The 15,031-nt window shown below is 66.6% G+C and carries 14 protein-coding genes and 1 riboswitch; of the genes, 9 read left to right on the forward strand and 5 right to left on the reverse strand.

Features of this window, described 5'->3' with window-relative positions:
* Positions 1-188: 188 nt before the first annotated feature.
* Positions 189-3,044, reverse strand: coding sequence for a TonB-dependent receptor (locus tag BDW16_RS04225; protein ID WP_066577838.1), 2,856 nt, complete (start codon positions 3,042-3,044; stop codon positions 189-191).
* 298 nt (positions 3,045-3,342) lie between these two features.
* Here BDW16_RS04225 and BDW16_RS04230 point away from each other — a divergent pair, with 298 nt between their 5' ends.
* The 4 genes from BDW16_RS04230 (at position 3,343) to BDW16_RS04245 (ending at position 5,604) form a co-directional block, all read left to right on the forward strand.
* A complete protein-coding gene (locus tag BDW16_RS04230; protein WP_066577919.1) occupies positions 3,343-3,816 on the forward strand; it encodes a YbaK/EbsC family protein in 474 nt (157 codons plus the stop codon).
* A 262-nt stretch (positions 3,817-4,078) separates the two neighbouring features.
* Positions 4,079-4,708: a class I SAM-dependent methyltransferase gene (locus tag BDW16_RS04235; RefSeq protein WP_109790536.1), complete on the forward strand. Its 630-nt coding sequence runs from the start codon at positions 4,079-4,081 to the stop codon at positions 4,706-4,708.
* A gap of 18 nt (positions 4,709-4,726) precedes the next feature.
* Entirely contained in the window at positions 4,727-5,323 is a 597-nt protein-coding gene (locus BDW16_RS04240) for a DedA family protein (protein ID WP_157926323.1), read from the forward strand.
* Positions 5,320-5,604 carry a hypothetical protein gene (locus tag BDW16_RS04245; RefSeq protein ID WP_066577832.1) on the forward strand — a complete coding sequence of 95 codons (285 nt, stop codon included), beginning with the start codon at positions 5,320-5,322 and terminating at the stop codon, positions 5,602-5,604. Before BDW16_RS04240 ends, BDW16_RS04245 begins: the two co-directional genes overlap by 4 nt.
* Positions 5,605-5,620: 16 nt before the next feature.
* Here BDW16_RS04245 and BDW16_RS04250 read toward each other — a convergent pair whose 3' ends face one another.
* On the reverse strand, positions 5,621-6,691 hold the full coding sequence (locus BDW16_RS04250; protein WP_066577830.1) for an acyl-CoA dehydrogenase family protein: 1,071 nt from the start codon (positions 6,689-6,691) through the stop codon (positions 5,621-5,623).
* A 100-nt stretch (positions 6,692-6,791) separates the two neighbouring features.
* Positions 6,792-8,003 carry an acyl-CoA dehydrogenase family protein gene (locus BDW16_RS04255; protein ID WP_066577828.1) on the reverse strand — a complete coding sequence of 404 codons (1,212 nt, stop codon included), beginning with the start codon at positions 8,001-8,003 and terminating at the stop codon, positions 6,792-6,794.
* Positions 8,004-8,250: 247 nt separating this feature from the next.
* Between BDW16_RS04255 and BDW16_RS04260 the strand changes: the two genes are divergently transcribed.
* Together BDW16_RS04260 and BDW16_RS04265 are read left to right on the forward strand one after the other, a co-directional pair.
* On the forward strand, positions 8,251-9,483 hold the full coding sequence (locus BDW16_RS04260; RefSeq protein ID WP_174532055.1) for a TCR/Tet family MFS transporter: 1,233 nt from the start codon (positions 8,251-8,253) through the stop codon (positions 9,481-9,483).
* 81 nt (positions 9,484-9,564) lie between these two features.
* On the forward strand, positions 9,565-10,272 hold the full coding sequence (locus BDW16_RS04265) for a glutathione binding-like protein (protein WP_066577826.1): 708 nt from the start codon (positions 9,565-9,567) through the stop codon (positions 10,270-10,272).
* 76 nt (positions 10,273-10,348) lie between these two features.
* On the opposite strand, the gene BDW16_RS04270 is transcribed toward BDW16_RS04265, so the two are convergent.
* Positions 10,349-10,744, reverse strand: a complete 396-nt coding sequence (locus BDW16_RS04270; RefSeq protein WP_066577822.1) for a hypothetical protein — start codon at positions 10,742-10,744, stop codon at positions 10,349-10,351.
* A 174-nt stretch (positions 10,745-10,918) separates the two neighbouring features.
* Positions 10,919-11,000: riboswitch (ZMP/ZTP riboswitch) on the forward strand.
* 17 nt (positions 11,001-11,017) lie between these two features.
* Between BDW16_RS04270 and BDW16_RS04275 the strand changes: the two genes are divergently transcribed.
* Positions 11,018-11,650 carry a LysE family translocator gene (locus BDW16_RS04275; RefSeq protein ID WP_066577909.1) on the forward strand — a complete coding sequence of 211 codons (633 nt, stop codon included), beginning with the start codon at positions 11,018-11,020 and terminating at the stop codon, positions 11,648-11,650.
* On the opposite strand, the gene BDW16_RS04280 is transcribed toward BDW16_RS04275, so the two are convergent.
* Positions 11,647-12,441, reverse strand: coding sequence for an SDR family NAD(P)-dependent oxidoreductase (locus BDW16_RS04280; protein ID WP_066577819.1), 795 nt, complete (start codon positions 12,439-12,441; stop codon positions 11,647-11,649). The genes BDW16_RS04275 and BDW16_RS04280 overlap by 4 nt on opposite strands.
* Positions 12,442-12,530: 89 nt before the next feature.
* On the opposite strand from BDW16_RS04280, the gene BDW16_RS04285 reads away from it, so the two are divergent.
* Both BDW16_RS04285 and BDW16_RS04290 read left to right on the forward strand, forming a co-directional pair.
* The gene (locus BDW16_RS04285; RefSeq protein ID WP_066577816.1) at positions 12,531-14,072 is read left to right on the forward strand and encodes a class I adenylate-forming enzyme family protein; all 1,542 of its coding nucleotides are present in this window, start codon (positions 12,531-12,533) and stop codon (positions 14,070-14,072) included.
* Positions 14,069-14,836: a thioesterase family protein gene (locus BDW16_RS04290; RefSeq protein ID WP_066577814.1), complete on the forward strand. Its 768-nt coding sequence runs from the start codon at positions 14,069-14,071 to the stop codon at positions 14,834-14,836. Before BDW16_RS04285 ends, BDW16_RS04290 begins: the two co-directional genes overlap by 4 nt.
* Positions 14,837-15,031: the final 195 nt, after the last annotated feature.

Below are 15,031 nucleotides of genomic sequence, written 5' to 3' on the forward strand. Positions count from 1 at the left end.
AAAAAGGGCGAGTCCTGAAACCCGGACTCGCCCTGATGTTGTTCGTTACCCCGGCCTTGTGCCGGGGCCACCGTCAGGCAAGCGCTGGACAAGAGGCTCGAAGGTCACCGGTGTTGCGCCGTGGACCCCGGCACAAGGCCGGGGTGACGGTTTGAAGACCGATGGACTCTCCCAAGCCCAGCTCCGCCTCAGAACTTGATCCGGCCGGTCACGCCATAGGTGCGCGGTTCGGCCAGGAACTGCGAGAACATCTGGCGCCCGCCCGGGAATTGGGGGTCCGCGAAGGGCATGGCGGTGAAGCCGGCCGCATAAGGCGGCGTGGTCGATCCGCCCTGTTGGAAGGGCGAGTTGAACGCCACCTGGGCATATTTCTCGTTGAACAGATTCTGTGCCCAGAATTCCAGCGCCCAGCGCTCGTCCTTGCCGCGGATGCCGATGCGGCCGTTGACCACGACATAGCTGGTCTGTTCCTTCTGCGGGAACAGGTCGGAACCGGTGTTGAAGTCGTCGGTCAGGCGCGTGTCGATGTAGAACAGGCCCGACAGGCCCGACGATCCGATATCCGGCGTCCAGGCGAAGGATCCGGTGGCGACGATCTCCGGCGCGTTGGACAGGTTGTCGCCGGGCAGCATGCGCAGCGCCGGGTTGAGCGGCGCGCCGCTGTCATTGCCGACCAGGTTGTCCCGATATTTGGTGTCGGCATAGGTAAGGCCCAGGTTCACGCGGATGTCGCGATGCGGCACCAGCGTCGCTTCCACCTCGACGCCGGTCGAGCTGACGCCATAGCCGACATCGCTCTTGGCGCAGGCACCCGTGCCCAGCGCCGGGTTGAGGTTGAACGCGGTGCCCGCCGCGATCACCGGCGCAATATAGTTGGCGCCGCCCGGATTGGCGCTCTGGTCGCGATCCGCACCGCCGAGATCCTTCTTACAGCCATTGACGTTCTGGACGATGAACACCGTGCCGTCGAACGTGTTGAGCTGGAAGTTCTTGAACTGCTGGCGGAACAGCGAGACGTTGAGGCTGAACGGCCCCGTCGAGTATTTCGCGCCGACCTCGAACGCATCGACGATCTCGGGATCGAACTGCAGGTTCTTGACCAGCGCCTGCGCCCCGCCAAGGCTGGCGAAGGACACTGACGGCGCCTTGAGCGCGGACCGGTCGAGGTTGAACCCGCCCGCCTTGTAGCCGCGCGAATAGCTCCCGTAGAGCAGCAGGTCGTCCATCGGCTTCCACGAAAGGATCGCGGTCCCGGTGAACTGGTCTTCCTTGCGCTCGTCATTGATCGACACGCCGTTGAGTTCGGCGGTCGAATTGCCCTGGCACGACAGGTTGAGCAGCGACTGCGAAACCGCGAAGAGACCGGTGTTGAACGCCGGGCTGTTCGGGTTGGCAAAGGCGCCGACCAGCGCCTGGTTGGCGACGCAGGCGCTGTTGTCGTTGCCGAACCGCGCGCTGAACTTCTTGCGCTCGTTGGTGTAGCGCAGGCCCAGCGTCAGATCGACCGTGTCGGTGACGTGGATGATATTGTGCGTGAACAACGCCCAGTTGCGGCTGTCCTGCCGATACCGGTCGCTGGTCGTGCCGCGATTGTTGATCGAATCCAGATTGTCGAACGCCGCATAGATCAGCGGCGAGGCTGCGCCGAACAGCGCCGGCCGCGCAGCAAGGCAGGCGGGCGACGTCGGCGAATAGAGCGCCGAAAGCCCGCCGGGCGAGACGATGCGGCAGCTCGCGAACCGGCCATATTGGTTGCCGAAGCGCAGATTGTCGGTCGCGGTCAGCTTCTCGTCGGCATAATAGCCGCCGATCAGCCAGTCGAGCTTGCCGCCGAACGCCTGGCCCTGCAGGCGCAGCTCCTGGCTGAACGTCTCGAACTTGCGCGCCGAGCCGTCGTCGTCGGCGCGATAGAGGATATCGACCGCGCTATAGTCGGTGTCCGACCCCTGGCTGCTGAAATAGTTGCGGTATCCGGTGATCGAGGTCAGCGTCGTGTCGCCGAAGCTCCAGTCGACCTGCATCGATGCGCCATAATCCTCGGTCCGTCCGCCATAGGAGCGGCCCGGCGATACCGACAGTTCGCGCGACCAGCCGGCGTTGAGCAGCGCTGGGTTCTGGCCGAGCGCCAGCAGCACGTTGACGATGTTGTTGCCGCTGTCGTTGGTGCGACCCGGCACCGCGCCGGGCTGCTGCAGCGGGATCGCCGGGTTGTTGAGGTTGCCGATATAGGGGTTCACGCTGTTGCTGACATAGGTCGCGCCGCAGCATTTCTCGTCGCGCTTGGTATAGTCGCCGATCAGGCGCACCCGCAGGTCGCTCGACGGCTCGAACAGCAGCTGGCCGCGAATGAAATAGCGGTCGCGGTCGTTGACGTCGGTCTTGTTGGTCGCATCGTTGTAGAAGCCGTCGCGCTTCACATAGACGCCGTCCACTCGCGCGGCGATCGTCTCGCCCAGCGGCACGTTGATATTCCCGCTGAACCGCCACAGGTCGTAATTGCCATAGGTCGCCTCGGCCCCGCCCGAAAAGCCGCTGAACGACGGCGCCTTCGATACGATGCTGATGATGCCCGCCGATGCGTTGCGGCCGAACAGCGTGCCCTGCGGCCCGCGCAGCACTTCGACGCGCTCGATCTCGCCCAGTTCGTTGAGGCCGATGCCCGAACGCGAGCGATAGACGCCGTCGATGAACACCGCGACCGAGCTCTCCAGGCCGGGGTTGTCGCCCACCGTGCCGATGCCGCGGATGCGCGCCGAACCGTTCGCCTCGCTACCGGTCGATGACACGAGCAGCGACGGCGCCACCTGATTGAGCTGGCGGATGTCGTTCGCGCCGGAATTCTGCAGCTGCTCGGAGGTCACGGCCGAAACGGCCAGCGGCACATCGGCCAATTGCTGCGCGCGGCCCTGCGCAGTGATCACGATTTCGCCGGCGGCGGCCTCGGGTTCGCTGGCCTGCTGCGCGTCCTGCGCAAAGGCGGGCGATGCCATGGCGACGGCAAGCGCCGGAACAGCTGCCGCAGAGAAAAGGCTAATCCGCTTCATAGATCCCACTCCCGTTGTGGCTGGAGCGCTTCCCCGGCTCCATACCGCAAACTCGAATAGATCGATAATCCGGCTTGCGGTCAAGCCAACAAAACCGTTGCAAATTGCCACTTACACTAGCGTAGATCGCATGGTTCACGCGGCAGTGCAGCATTAAGGGTATGCTGAACGCTTGTTCGAAAGTATGACTTTACCCGATCTGCACCCGCGGCCCCGGCCTGCCGCTGCGGCTCGCCCGCCCGGTCCGCCGCTCATCATGCATTGCCGAGTGCAGCCCTTCGCTCCTATGTCGCGCGCCATGAGCTACGACTCCGTCCGCGACGATCTCGCCCGGCGCGCGCCCGATCTCACGATCATCGAGGCGGAACAGAGCACCGCAACGGTGATCGAGGCCGCCCAGGCGCTGGGCGTCGTACCGGGGCAGATCGCCAAGACGCTGGCGCTGCGCGTCAACGAGCGGGTCGTGCTGCTGGTGGCGCGTGGCGACGCCCGGCTGGACAATCAGAAGACCAAGGCCGCGCTCGGCGGCAAGCCCCGGATGCTCGATGCGGAACAGACGCTTGCCGCCACCGGCCATCCCGTCGGCGGTGTCTGCCCCTTCGGCCTCCCCGCCCCGCTGCCGATCTATTGCGATATCAGCCTGCGCGCCTTCGTCACCGTCTTCCCGGCGGCAGGCTCGCTCAATACTTCGGTCGAGATCGCCCCGGATCGCCTCGCGGCGCTGCTCGACGCCCAATGGGTGGATGTCTGCAGCCTGCCTGCTCATAGCTGAGATGCCTTGACGGCTCACCTTCTCGCAGCCAACCGCGCTACAGCTCCTTCAATCAGGGTCAGAACGGTCGATGCCTCCCTACCCACCGCCCGACGACTAGCCGCATAATTCACGAGCCAAAGTGTATCACTGTATTGTCATTGTATAACACTATTGATAGCCCAGTGTGTCTATGCCTTCCTTCGCGCCGCCTTCTGCCCCCTGGCTAGTCGCCACCATCGAATCGACGCAGGCCATTATGAGACGAACTGGACGCCGCTTCATGCGTTGGAAAGCCCGTAGAAAGGATCACCGGGCACGCAGGCCGGCGGCAGCATCGCCTCTCGATGGCATCCGCTTCTTCACGGCCTGGCTGGGCAATCCGCTCAGCGTCGCGGCAATCGCCCCGTCGAGCAAGGCGCTGGCGCAGCTGATCACGCGCGACATCGATGCGCAAACCGGTCCGGTGCTGGAATTGGGCCCGGGGACCGGGGTTTTCACCCAGGCGCTGCTCGATCGGGGGGTCGCGGAGCGCGACCTGACCCTGGTCGAATATGACGATGGCTTCGCGCGGCTGCTCAAGCGGCGCTTTCCCCAGGCGAACATCCTCAGCATCGATGCCGCCGAGCTGGCCGAGCACCGCTCGTCGTCGGAGCTGTTCGGCGCCGCGGTCTGCGGGCTCGGCCTGCTGAACATGAAGCGGGCGAAAGTCGAGGCGATCCTGCGGGCCGCCTTCATGCGGATGCACGGCGGCGCACCGCTCTACCTGTTCACCTATGGCCGCAACTGCCCGGTGCCCGATGCGGTGCTGGAACGCCTCGATCTCGACGCGGTTCGCGTCGCCACGATCCGGCGGAACATTCCCCCGGCGTCGGTGTACCGGATCGTCTCCCGCCAGGCGAAAGCGGACTGACGCATGCCCGGCGCCGGCATGGTTGCTGACCTGCTCTCCCTTGGCTTGATCGGCGTTTTCCTCGTCACCACGCTGGAGAAGTTCATCCCGGTCGTGCCGTCCTACGTCATGCTGCTGGCGCTGGGGATGAGCGCGCCCGATCTGCCGCGATTGACCCTGATTCTTGCGATCACGGTGATCGGCTCGCTTTGCGGTTCGGCCGGCTGGTTCGCGATCGGCCGCACGCTGGGCGAGCAGCGGATCGAGCGGCTTGTCGCGCGCTTCGGCAAATATATTCTCTTTCCGTTGCCGACCTATCAGCGGCTGGCGGCGTCCTATCGGCGCAATCGCTTTGGCGTAACCGCGCTCGGCCAGACGATCCCGGTGGCGCGCGTCTATATCGGGCTGCCCGCCGGCGTCCTCAAGCTGCCGGCGGTCTCGTTCCTCGCCGCCGCGACGCTTGGCATCCTTGCCTGGAACTTGCCCTTCCTCTTGCTCGGTTTCCTGCTGAAAGGCACCTCGCATTCGCTATTCTATGTCGGCTTGCGGGCATCGATCGCGCTGGTCGCCGCCGAGCTCCTGATCGTCACGCTTGTCGGCATGATCCGTCGCGCACGCGCAGACGGGCGGACATGAGCCCGCCCCTCATCCGGCCCGACCTCCTGTTGCCGCTCGCCGTCAACTTCGTCGTCATGGTAATTCTACCGGCAAAGCTGGGCCTTTCAGGCGCATCGGTACCGATCTTCCTCGCCTATGCCGCGCTCAGCGGCGCGCTGCTGACCCTTGCCGGGGATCTCCGCTATCTGCGCACCGTCTTCTCGCGCCGCGACGTCCGCGGCTATCTGCTCGCCCGCATCCTCATCGTCGCGACCGCGGGCGCCATCCCCTTCATCGTGGCGAGGAGCCTGACGCAATGAAGCGGGCGGAGTCCTTTCAGAACCCGCTCAGCCGCGCAAACCGGTCGCGATGGTATGCCGCGTTACCCCACATCTGCTCGAGCACGCGCATCCGCTTCAATGTGAAGCCAGCGTCATACTCATCGGTCATGCCGATGCCGCCGTGCAGCTGGATCAGTTCGCGGCTCATCAGATGGCCGACCTCATTGGCCTTGCCCTTGGCGAGCGACGCCGCCTGCCGCGTGTCTCCGCCCCGGTCGATCGCCGACAGCCCCGCCTCGACCGCCGATCGCATCAGCTCGATCTCGCTATAGAGGTTGGCCATGCGGTGCTGCAGCGCCTGGAAGGTCGCCAGCACCTGCCCGAACTGCACGCGCTGCTTGAGGTACGCCAGCGTCGTGTCGAACGCCGACCCGGCCATGCCGAGCATCTCGGCGCTCGCCAGCACCGCCGCGCGATCGGCCACCGCGTCAAGCAACCCGTCCCCGCCATCGGCCAGCTTCTCGGCCGCCGCGCCGTCGAAGGTCACCTGCGCGTGACTGCGGAAATCGGCAAGGTGCCGGCGCGACACGCTCACGCCCGCCCCCGCCTCGACCAGATACAGCCCGTCGGTCGCCGCGACCACGAACAGCCCGGCGCTGTCGCCCTCGGCGACGAACGCCTTGGTGCCGCTGAGCTTTCCGCCCTCGACCTTCGCCGCGATGTTCGCCGGGTCGAAGCGCGGCCCCTCGTCCACCGCCAGCGTCGCGACCAGCTCGCCGCTGGCGATGCGCGGCAGCCACCGGGCCTTCTGATCCTCGCTTCCGCCGAGCAGGATCGCCGACGCCGCCGCCGCCGACGCCGCCAGCGGGCTCGCGGTCAGCGTCTTGCCCAGTTCCTCGATCACCAGCCCCAGGCTCAGCCAGCCGAAATCGCTGCCGCCCTGCGCCTCGGGGATGATGATCCCGGTCCAGCCCATCTCCGCCATCGTCGCCCAGGCGCTGGCATCATAGCCCGCCGCCTCGTTCGCATCGCGCACCTTGCGCCATGCGCTCACCGGGCTTTCATTCCCCGCCCAGTCGCGCGCCATGTCGCGCAGCATCGTCTGTTCGTCGGTCAGAACGGCCATTCTTCGATCCCTTTACGTCACCCCAGCGAAAGCTGGGGTCTCGCGCGGCAAGCGCACGGTTAGTGGCACAAGACCCCAGCTTTCGCTGGGGTGACGGTCGCTATTGGTGGTCCAGCATCCCCAGAATCCGCTTGGCGATGATGTTGTTCTGGATCTCGGTCGATCCGCCATAGATCGTCGTCGCCTTGCCGAAGAGCCAGGCGCGCGTGCCCTTGAGCTGCGCCTCGCTGAAGCCCTCGCCTTCCCAGCCAAGGCCTTCATGCCCCTGGATCTCGATCAGCAACTCGGCGCGCTCCTGGCCCAGCTTGGTGCCCACGGTCTTGAGGATCGACGACACTTCGGACACGCCGCCCGCCGCCTTGCTCTCCGCCTGCACCCGCATCGCGGTCAGCAGGAAGGCGCGCCAGTCCATCTCCCATTTGGCGATCCGCGCGCGCAGATCGGGGTCGGCCACCCGCCCCTCGGCATCCGCGCCGACATAGTTCTTGGCGATATCCGCCAGCGACGGGCCGCTCGGCATCAGCCGCGATCCGCCGCCCGACAAGTTGGTCCGCTCGTGCTGGAGCAGCCGCTTGCCGATCGTCCAGCCCTGCCCCTCCTCGCCGACGCGGTTCTCCTTGGGCACCTTCACATTGGTGAAAAAGGTCTCGCAAAAGGGCGACATGCCGCTGATCATCTGGATCGGCTTCACCTCGACCCCCGGCGTATCCATGTCGATCAGCAGGAAGGTGATGCCGCCCTGCTTCTGCGTCTTGTCGGTGCGGACGATGCAGAAACATTTGTCGGCCCATTGCCCGCCCGACGTCCAGGTCTTCTGCCCGTTGACCAGATAATGATCGCCCTTGTCCTCGGCGAAGCATTGCAGATTGGCGAGGTCGGACCCGGCATTGGGCTCCGAATAGCCCTGGCACCAGCGCACCTCGCCTTTGGCGATCGCCGGAATATGCTCGCGCTTCTGCGCCTCGTTGCCATATTCCAGCAAGGTCGGGCCGAACATCATCACGCCCATCCCGCCGATCGGGTTCCAGGCGCCGGCCTTCGCCATCTCGTCGGCGAGCACCTTGGCCTCGGCCCGGCTCAGTCCGCCCCCGCCATATTCCCTGGGCCAGGTCGGCACGCCCCAGCCCTTTTCGCCCATCGCCTTGCGCCAGGCGGCCTGATCGGGAGTCTCCTCGGTCGGCCCTTCGACGGCGGACATGGTGTTGTCCTTGCCCTTGAGCGAGGCTGGAAAGTTCGCCGCCAGCCATTCGCGTACCTCGGTACGGAATTGGTCGAGTCCGGTGCCGGTCGCCGGTTCTGCCAGGGTTGCCATGTTACGCTCCTTTTCCCCTCCGGGCCGGAGAGACTCGCCTTAGCGCAAGTCCGAACATCGGCACCGATATGTTCTCTTTCGTCCCAAAGCCCGCCCCTGCCGGAGTCGGCCCTGAAGTCATTTTTCGAGTTTGCGGTATGGTCGCAAGCGCGTCAAGCGCCGTTTTGGCAGCAGCGCCGCGATCTCATCGAGAACCCCGAGACACGCCGCCGGGCACCGGCTAGAAGCGCCGCCGGAAGGGGAGCTTATGCGCTTCGAACATCGCGCGGTGCCGATCGTGCTGACGGCAGTCATGATCGATTCGATCGGCTTCGGCATCATCATGCCGGTGCTTCCCCGGCTGATCGTCGAGCTCGCCCATGTCGGGCTCGAGGATGCCGCGCGGATCGGCGGCTATATGCTCGTCGCCTTTGCGGTCGCGCAGTTCTTCGCGGGCCCGGTCCTCGGTACGCTGGGCGACGCGATCGGGCGGCGGCCGGTGCTGCTGTTCTCGATGATCGCCTTCTCGATCGACTACGCCCTGATGGCCGCCGCCCCCACCATCGGCTGGCTGTTCCTAGGCCGCGTCGTCGCCGGGATCGCGGGCGCATCCTTCGGGCCAGCCAACGCCGTCCTTGCCGATGTCACCCCGCCCGAGAAACGCGGCGCCACCTTCGGCTTGATGGGCGCGGCGTTCGGCATCGGCTTCATCCTCGGCCCCGCGCTCGGCGGGCTGCTCGCCGGTTTCGGTCCGCGCACTCCGTTCATCGCTGCAGCGGTGCTGGCGGGGCTCAACGCGGTCTGGATTCTCACCATGCTGCCCGAGACGATCAAGCCGGAGGGCCGCCGCCCCTTCCGCTGGGGCAATGCGCACATCTTCGCGGCATTCAAGCCGCTGTTCCATGCGGGCAATGCCGGTTGGCTGCTGATGGCGATGTTCCTGTGGCAGTTCGCACACATGGTCTATCCCGCGACCTGGGCGTTCTTCGGCGAGATCACGCTCGGCTGGAACGAGAAGATGATCGGCCTGTCGCTCGCCGCCGCCGGCCTGTGCATGGCTGCGGTGCAGATGCTGGTCACCGGCAGCGCGATCAAGGCATGGGGCGAAGAGCGCACCGTCGTGCTCGGCATGGCGGCGGGCGGGCTCGCCTTCACCGCCTATGTCTTCGCGCGAGAGACGTGGATGATCTACCTCATCCTCGCGGTCAGCGCGTTCCAGGCGCTCGCCTTCCCGTCGATGAACGCGCTGCTCTCGCGCATGACCGACGCCAGCCGTCAGGGTGCGCTGCAGGGCGGAATCGCCAGCCTCAACAGCGTCGCGCTGATCTTCGCGCCGCTGGCCCTCACCCAGTCGCTGGCCTTTGGGGCGGAGCACGGCTTCAACGCGGGGAATTTCGTCCTCGCCGCGGCGCTCGCCTTTGGCGCGCTGATCATCATCGTGCTGCGCGTCGTGCCAAAGGTCCACAAGCGCGAAGCTGCAGAAACCGCACCCTCAGCCTGATCCCTGGGGCACTCCCCGGTTGCGCTGGGCGAGCCGCTTCCTATCTCGCGGCTCCAACCCACGCCGGAGGCTTTCCCCGACATGATCGATCTCTATTACTGGCCCACCCCGAACGGCCACAAGATCACGCTGTTCCTCGAGGAAGCCGGCCTCCCCTACACCATTCAACCGGTCAACATCGGCCAGGGCGACCAGTTCAAGCCCGATTTCCTCAAGATCGCGCCGAACAACCGGATGCCCGCGATCGTCGATCATGATCCGGCCGATGGCGGCGAACCGATCAGTGTGTTCGAAAGCGGCGCGATCCTGACCTATCTCGCCAACAAGACCGGCAAGTTCTTCGGCCCGGCACAGCGAGACAAGATCATGCAGATGCAGTGGCTGATGTGGCAGATGGGCGGTCTCGGCCCGATGGCCGGGCAGAACCACCATTTCAACCGCTACGCGCCCGAGCAGATCCCCTACGCCCAGAAGCGCTATATCGACGAGACCAACCGCCTCTACGGCGTGCTCGACCGCCAGCTCGCGGGCAAGCCGTTCGTGACCGGCGAGGACTATTCGATCGCCGACATGGCGATCTATCCCTGGATCGTTCCGCACGAGGCGCAGGGCCAGAATCTCGACGATTTCCCCCATCTCAAACGCTGGTTCGAGGCGGTGAAGGCCCGCCCCGCAACGATCCGCGCCTATGAAAAGGGCGAGGAAGTCCGTCCGGGCAATCCCGCCATGTCCGAAGAGGACAAGAAGATCCTGTTCGGCCAGACCGCGGCGAGCACGGCAAAGGTGTAGCGAGAAGCGTTCCTCCTCTCTCCGTCATCCCGGCCTTGTGCCGGGATCCACGACGCCTCTCGCAATGCGATCCGTCCTAGTCGTTCGCTCCCTGCCCCGCCCTCGCAGCAGCGCGGAACAGCGCCGCCGACACCAGCCACAGCGCGGTGAATGCGCCACCGAACAGCCAGGTCTTGAACACCCCGTCCGATACCAGCGCGGTCACCGGCGCGGTGGCGACGGCGAGCGTCCACACGACCTGCATCACCGCTACCCCGGCCATCGTCCGAGCCATCCCCGCCGGCCGGAACCGCGCGGCGTACCCGCCCACGACCGGCGCCATGACCAGCAGGAAGAAGCCGGCGCTGTCGACGCTGTCGCGAACGATCGTGGTCCACACGATCAGGAACGATGTCAGCGCCGCCACGCCGACTCCCGCGCGATAGGGGGTACTGCCCGTCGCCATCTCAGCCGTCTTGCTCGATCCGTTCATGCTTGAGCCTCCTTCAAGATCGCGCCTTGCTCGCATACGCCGGGATGAGCGGCATGAGCGACACCTGAGCAAAGGCTGAAAAGCGCCGTCGCGGCCGAGTATCGGTAAAGTCGCACTTGCAACGACCCTAGCAGCGCTGCGTTTTCCCCCGCTGCGCAACCGCCTAGCCTCTCCTCACCGCCGCGTGACTGACGCTTGAAGATGGGCCACCATCGGGAAGCGCGAGCGGACCTCGCCGCGCGTCTGGGCATCGCTCTCACATCGGAGGATGACATGCCCGGACCCGACACGCTTCTCGCCTTCGCCGCCATCGCGCTCGGCATGGTCCTGACGCCGGGGCCGAACATGATCTACCTGATCTCGCGCTCGATCTCGCAGGGGCGCGCGGCCGGGCTGATCTCGCTCTGCGGCATCGCGCTCGGCTTCATCGTCTACATGCTCTGCGCCGCCTATGGCCTCACTGCGCTGCTGATGGCGGTGCCCTTTGCCTATGACGCGATCCGCATCGCCGGCGCCGGCTACCTCCTGTGGCTCGCCTGGCAGGCGGTGCGCCCCGGCGGGCGGTCGAGCTTCGAGGTGCGCGATCTGCCGCGCGACGGGCCAAAGCGGCTGTTCACGATGGGGCTGGTGACCGTCCTGCTCAACCCCAAGGTCGCGGTTCTCTACCTCTCGCTGCTCCCGCAGTTCATCGATCCGGCCAAGGGCAGCGTGCTGGGCCAGGCAGTCGTGCTGGGCTCGATCCAGATCGTCACCAGCGTCACGGTCAACGCCGCGATCATCGTCTGCGCCGCCTTCATCGCGCGCTTCTTCCAGCGCCGCCCCGGCTTCGCACTGGTCCAGCGCTGGCTGATGGGCACCGTCCTCGCCGGCCTCGCCGTCCGGATGGCGACCGAGGCGCGGCGCTAGCCCTTCCCCGGCCTCCGCGAGAGTCCGACGTCAAGATGCGCCCCCGCGTCGAGCAGCACCGTCTCCCCGGTGATCACCCGGCTCGCGGGGTCGAGCAGGTTCACCACCGGCCCGGCGATATCCTCGGCATGGGCGGCCATCTGCATCGGCGTCTGGCTGGCGATGAACTGCTCGAACGCCTCGAACGCCTCCTGCGTCATCCGTTCGCTGAACCAGCCGGTGCCGACATAGCCCGGCGCCACCGCGTTGACCCGGATCGCCGGCGCCAGCACCCGTGCCAGGCTCTTGGTCATCGTCGCCAGCGCGCCCTTCGACGCCGCATAGGCGACCGACGATCCGTTGCCGAACACGCCCGCGACCGACGCGATGTTGACCACCGCGCTCGCCGGCCCCTCGCGCATCGCCGATGCGCAGGCGCGGATCATCTGGAACGGCGCGACGGCGTTGATCCGGTAGATGTCGAGGAAGTCGTCGGCGCTGAGCGCCTCCAGATCCTCGTGATTGGCGAACTTGGTCTTGCCCGAATTGTTGACCAGCAGGTCGATCCGCCCGAACGCTTCGAGAGCAGCAGCGGCAAGCGCGCGGCACTGCGCATCGTCGGCGATGTCGGCCTTCACCGCGATCGATCCGTTGCCGATCTCCGCCGCCAGCGCCTCGGCGGCGTCCTTGCTCGACGCATAGTTGATCGCGCAGCGCACCCCGCGCTCCGCCAGCCGCCGCACCACCGCCGCGCCGATCCCGGTTCCGCCGCCGGTGACGATCGCGGCCATGCCTTCCATCGAAACGCTCATCTCCGCGCACTCCGCACCATTTTTCGAAGATTGCGTATGGCAGCAAGCGGCCGCTTCGCCTAGCAGTTCATCCGAATCGAGGAGAGAGCATGCAAACCGCCGCCGACATCCTGACCCAGCCCTTCGCCACCCTGTCCGATCTGATCGCCGCCCATGCGCGCGAGCGCGGGAGCAAGGCCGCGATCATCCATGGCGATCGCAGCCTCACCTATGCCCAGCTCGACGCGCGGATGGACGCCATCGCCGCGGCGCTCCAGCGCGACGGCCTCGGCCATGGACAGGCGGTGGCGATCGTCGGCGCGATGGGGCTCGATTATGCCGCGCTCTTCCTCGGCGCGATCCGTGCGGGCGGCGCCCCCGCCCCGGTCGCCCCCTCCTCCACCGGGGACCAGATGGCGGCGATGATCGCCGACAGCGGCACGGGGCTGGTGTTCCTCGACGCCGATGCCGCCGCGACGCTCGGCGACCGCCCGATTGCCGCGAAGCGGGTCGCGCTCGACGCGAGCGACGCGGGCATCGCCTTCGATGCCTGGCTCGGCGATGCGGCCACGCCCGCCCCGGCCGCGATCGCGCCCGAGGATCCGTTCAACATCATCTATTCCTCGGGCACCACCGGCACGCCCAAGGGGATCGTTCAGCCGCACGCGATGCGCTGGGCGCATATCGTGCACAACGCCGCCGCCGGGTTCGGCGATGCGGTGACGATGATCGCCACCCCGCTCTATTCGAACACCACCCTGGTGAGCTTCATCCCGACGCTCGGCTGGGGCGGTACCGCGGTGCTGCTCGGCAAGTTCGATGCGCGCGGCTTCCTCGAAGCGGCGGCGAAGCATCGCGGCACCCATGCGATGCTGGTCCCGGTCCAGTATCAGCGGATCATGGCGGTCGAGGATTTCGACCGCTTCGACCTCACTTCCTTCCGCGTCAAGACCTGCACCAGCGCGCCCTTCTCGCCCGCGCTCAAGGCCGATGTGCTGGCGCGCTGGCCGGGGATGCTGATCGAATATTACGGGATGACCGAGGGCGGCGGCACCTGCGTGCTGATGTGCAACATGTTCCCGAACAAGCTCCACACCGTCGGAATGCCGGTGCCGGGCCACGACATCCGCCTGATCGATGACGAAGGGCGCGAGGTGCCGCAGGGCGAGATGGGCGAGGTCGTCGGCCGCAGCCCGGCGATGATGAGCGGCTATCACGGCCGCAAACAGGCCAGCGCCGACGCCGAATGGTTCGATGCCGAGGGCAACCGCTATATCCGCCACGGCGATGTCGGGCGGTTCGACGAGGATGGTTTCCTCACCCTGATGGACCGCAAGAAGGATCTGATCATCTCGGGCGGGTTCAACATCTACCCGAGCGACCTCGAGACCGAGCTCGCCAGGCATCCCGCGGTACGCGATTGCGCCGTGGTGGGCGTGCCGTCCGAACAATGGGGTGAGACCCCGGTCGGCTTCTATGTCCCCGCCGACGAAACCCCGGCAGCGGAAGTGCTGGCGGCGGTCAACGCGGTGCTCGGCAAGACCCAGCGGCTTGCCGCGCTGCTCCCGATCGACGAGCTGCCGCGCAGCGCGATCGGCAAGGTGCTCAAGCGCGAATTGCGCGACCGCTATCTGGAGGCGCTCCCAGCATGACCTCGCTCCCCGCTCTTCTGGCACAGGCACAGCGCAGCGAGACGGGCTTCGCCACCGAGATCCCGTCCAACTGGCTGCAGGGGCGCACCGCCTATGGCGGGCTCTCCACCGCGCTCGCGCTGGCGGCGGCCAAGCAGATCGAGCCCGACCTGCCCCCGCTTCGTTCGGCGCAGGTGGCATTCATCGGCCCCCTCGCCGGTCCCGTCACCGTGACCGCGACCAAGCTGCGCCGCGGGCGCAACGCCGCCTTCATTCAGGCGGATATCGTGTCCGAAGCAGGGCTTGGCCTGCGCACCACCTTCGTCTTCATGGCGCAGCTCCAGTCGGCCATCGACCATGACCTGACCGCCCCCTCGGATCACCGCCCGCCGCCCGCCGACGCGCCGCTCTACACCGGCCCGGCGGAGTTCTTCACCGGCAACTTCAACTTCTTCGACCTGAAGGCGCCCGGGGCCACCGAATGGCTGCGCTGGGGCCGGCTGATCGACCGCGAGGGCCTGGACGCGGAGGTCGAGCTTATGGCGATGGGCGACGCGCTGCCCCCGGCGGCGTTCAAGCTGTTCCAGAAGATGACGCCGCTCTCCTCGCTCACCTGGATCGTCAACATCCTCCAGCCGCGCGCCGTGACCCGCGACGGCTGGTGGCTGCTCGAAGCCCGGACCGACCGCGCTCGCGACGGCTATTCGAGCCAGTCGATGCGCATGTCGAACGCCGACGGCGCGCTGGTTGCGGAGGGGATGCAGGGGGTGGCCATTTTCGGTTGAGTCACGGCAAGGCCGGGCCGTCGGGAAGCGCCGGAACGGCAGCTGACCACCCAATAGCGGATCCCCTTCTAGCCCTCTCCCGCAAGCGGGAGAGGGCTAGAAGGATTGACGCGCCCTCCCCCTCCCTCCCCGATACAAATTGCGACACTTTCCCGCCGCGCTGACATAGCGCTGCGACAGCGGGCGTTCAGAAAG

This window comes from Sphingomonas koreensis (genome assembly GCF_002797435.1).
Classification (GTDB): domain Bacteria; phylum Pseudomonadota; class Alphaproteobacteria; order Sphingomonadales; family Sphingomonadaceae; genus Sphingomonas; species Sphingomonas koreensis.

Coding starts and splice junctions, on each gene's coding strand:
- BDW16_RS04250 (WP_066577830.1), bottom strand. CDS start 6,691: ATGGCCGTTCTGACCGACGAACAGACGATGCTGCGCGACATGGCGCGC.
- BDW16_RS04265 (WP_066577826.1), top strand. CDS start 9,565: ATGATCGATCTCTATTACTGGCCCACCCCGAACGGCCACAAGATCACG.
- BDW16_RS04260 (WP_174532055.1), top strand. CDS start 8,251: ATGCGCTTCGAACATCGCGCGGTGCCGATCGTGCTGACGGCAGTCATG.
- BDW16_RS04275 (WP_066577909.1), top strand. CDS start 11,018: ATGCCCGGACCCGACACGCTTCTCGCCTTCGCCGCCATCGCGCTCGGC.
- BDW16_RS04285 (WP_066577816.1), top strand. CDS start 12,531: ATGCAAACCGCCGCCGACATCCTGACCCAGCCCTTCGCCACCCTGTCC.
- BDW16_RS04245 (WP_066577832.1), top strand. CDS start 5,320: ATGAGCCCGCCCCTCATCCGGCCCGACCTCCTGTTGCCGCTCGCCGTC.
- BDW16_RS04240 (WP_157926323.1), top strand. CDS start 4,727: ATGGTTGCTGACCTGCTCTCCCTTGGCTTGATCGGCGTTTTCCTCGTC.
- BDW16_RS04290 (WP_066577814.1), top strand. CDS start 14,069: ATGACCTCGCTCCCCGCTCTTCTGGCACAGGCACAGCGCAGCGAGACG.
- BDW16_RS04280 (WP_066577819.1), bottom strand. CDS start 12,441: ATGAGCGTTTCGATGGAAGGCATGGCCGCGATCGTCACCGGCGGCGGA.
- BDW16_RS04270 (WP_066577822.1), bottom strand. CDS start 10,744: ATGAACGGATCGAGCAAGACGGCTGAGATGGCGACGGGCAGTACCCCC.
- BDW16_RS04235 (WP_109790536.1), top strand. CDS start 4,079: ATGCGTTGGAAAGCCCGTAGAAAGGATCACCGGGCACGCAGGCCGGCG.
- BDW16_RS04230 (WP_066577919.1), top strand. CDS start 3,343: ATGAGCTACGACTCCGTCCGCGACGATCTCGCCCGGCGCGCGCCCGAT.
- BDW16_RS04255 (WP_066577828.1), bottom strand. CDS start 8,003: ATGGCAACCCTGGCAGAACCGGCGACCGGCACCGGACTCGACCAATTC.
- BDW16_RS04225 (WP_066577838.1), bottom strand. CDS start 3,044: ATGAAGCGGATTAGCCTTTTCTCTGCGGCAGCTGTTCCGGCGCTTGCC.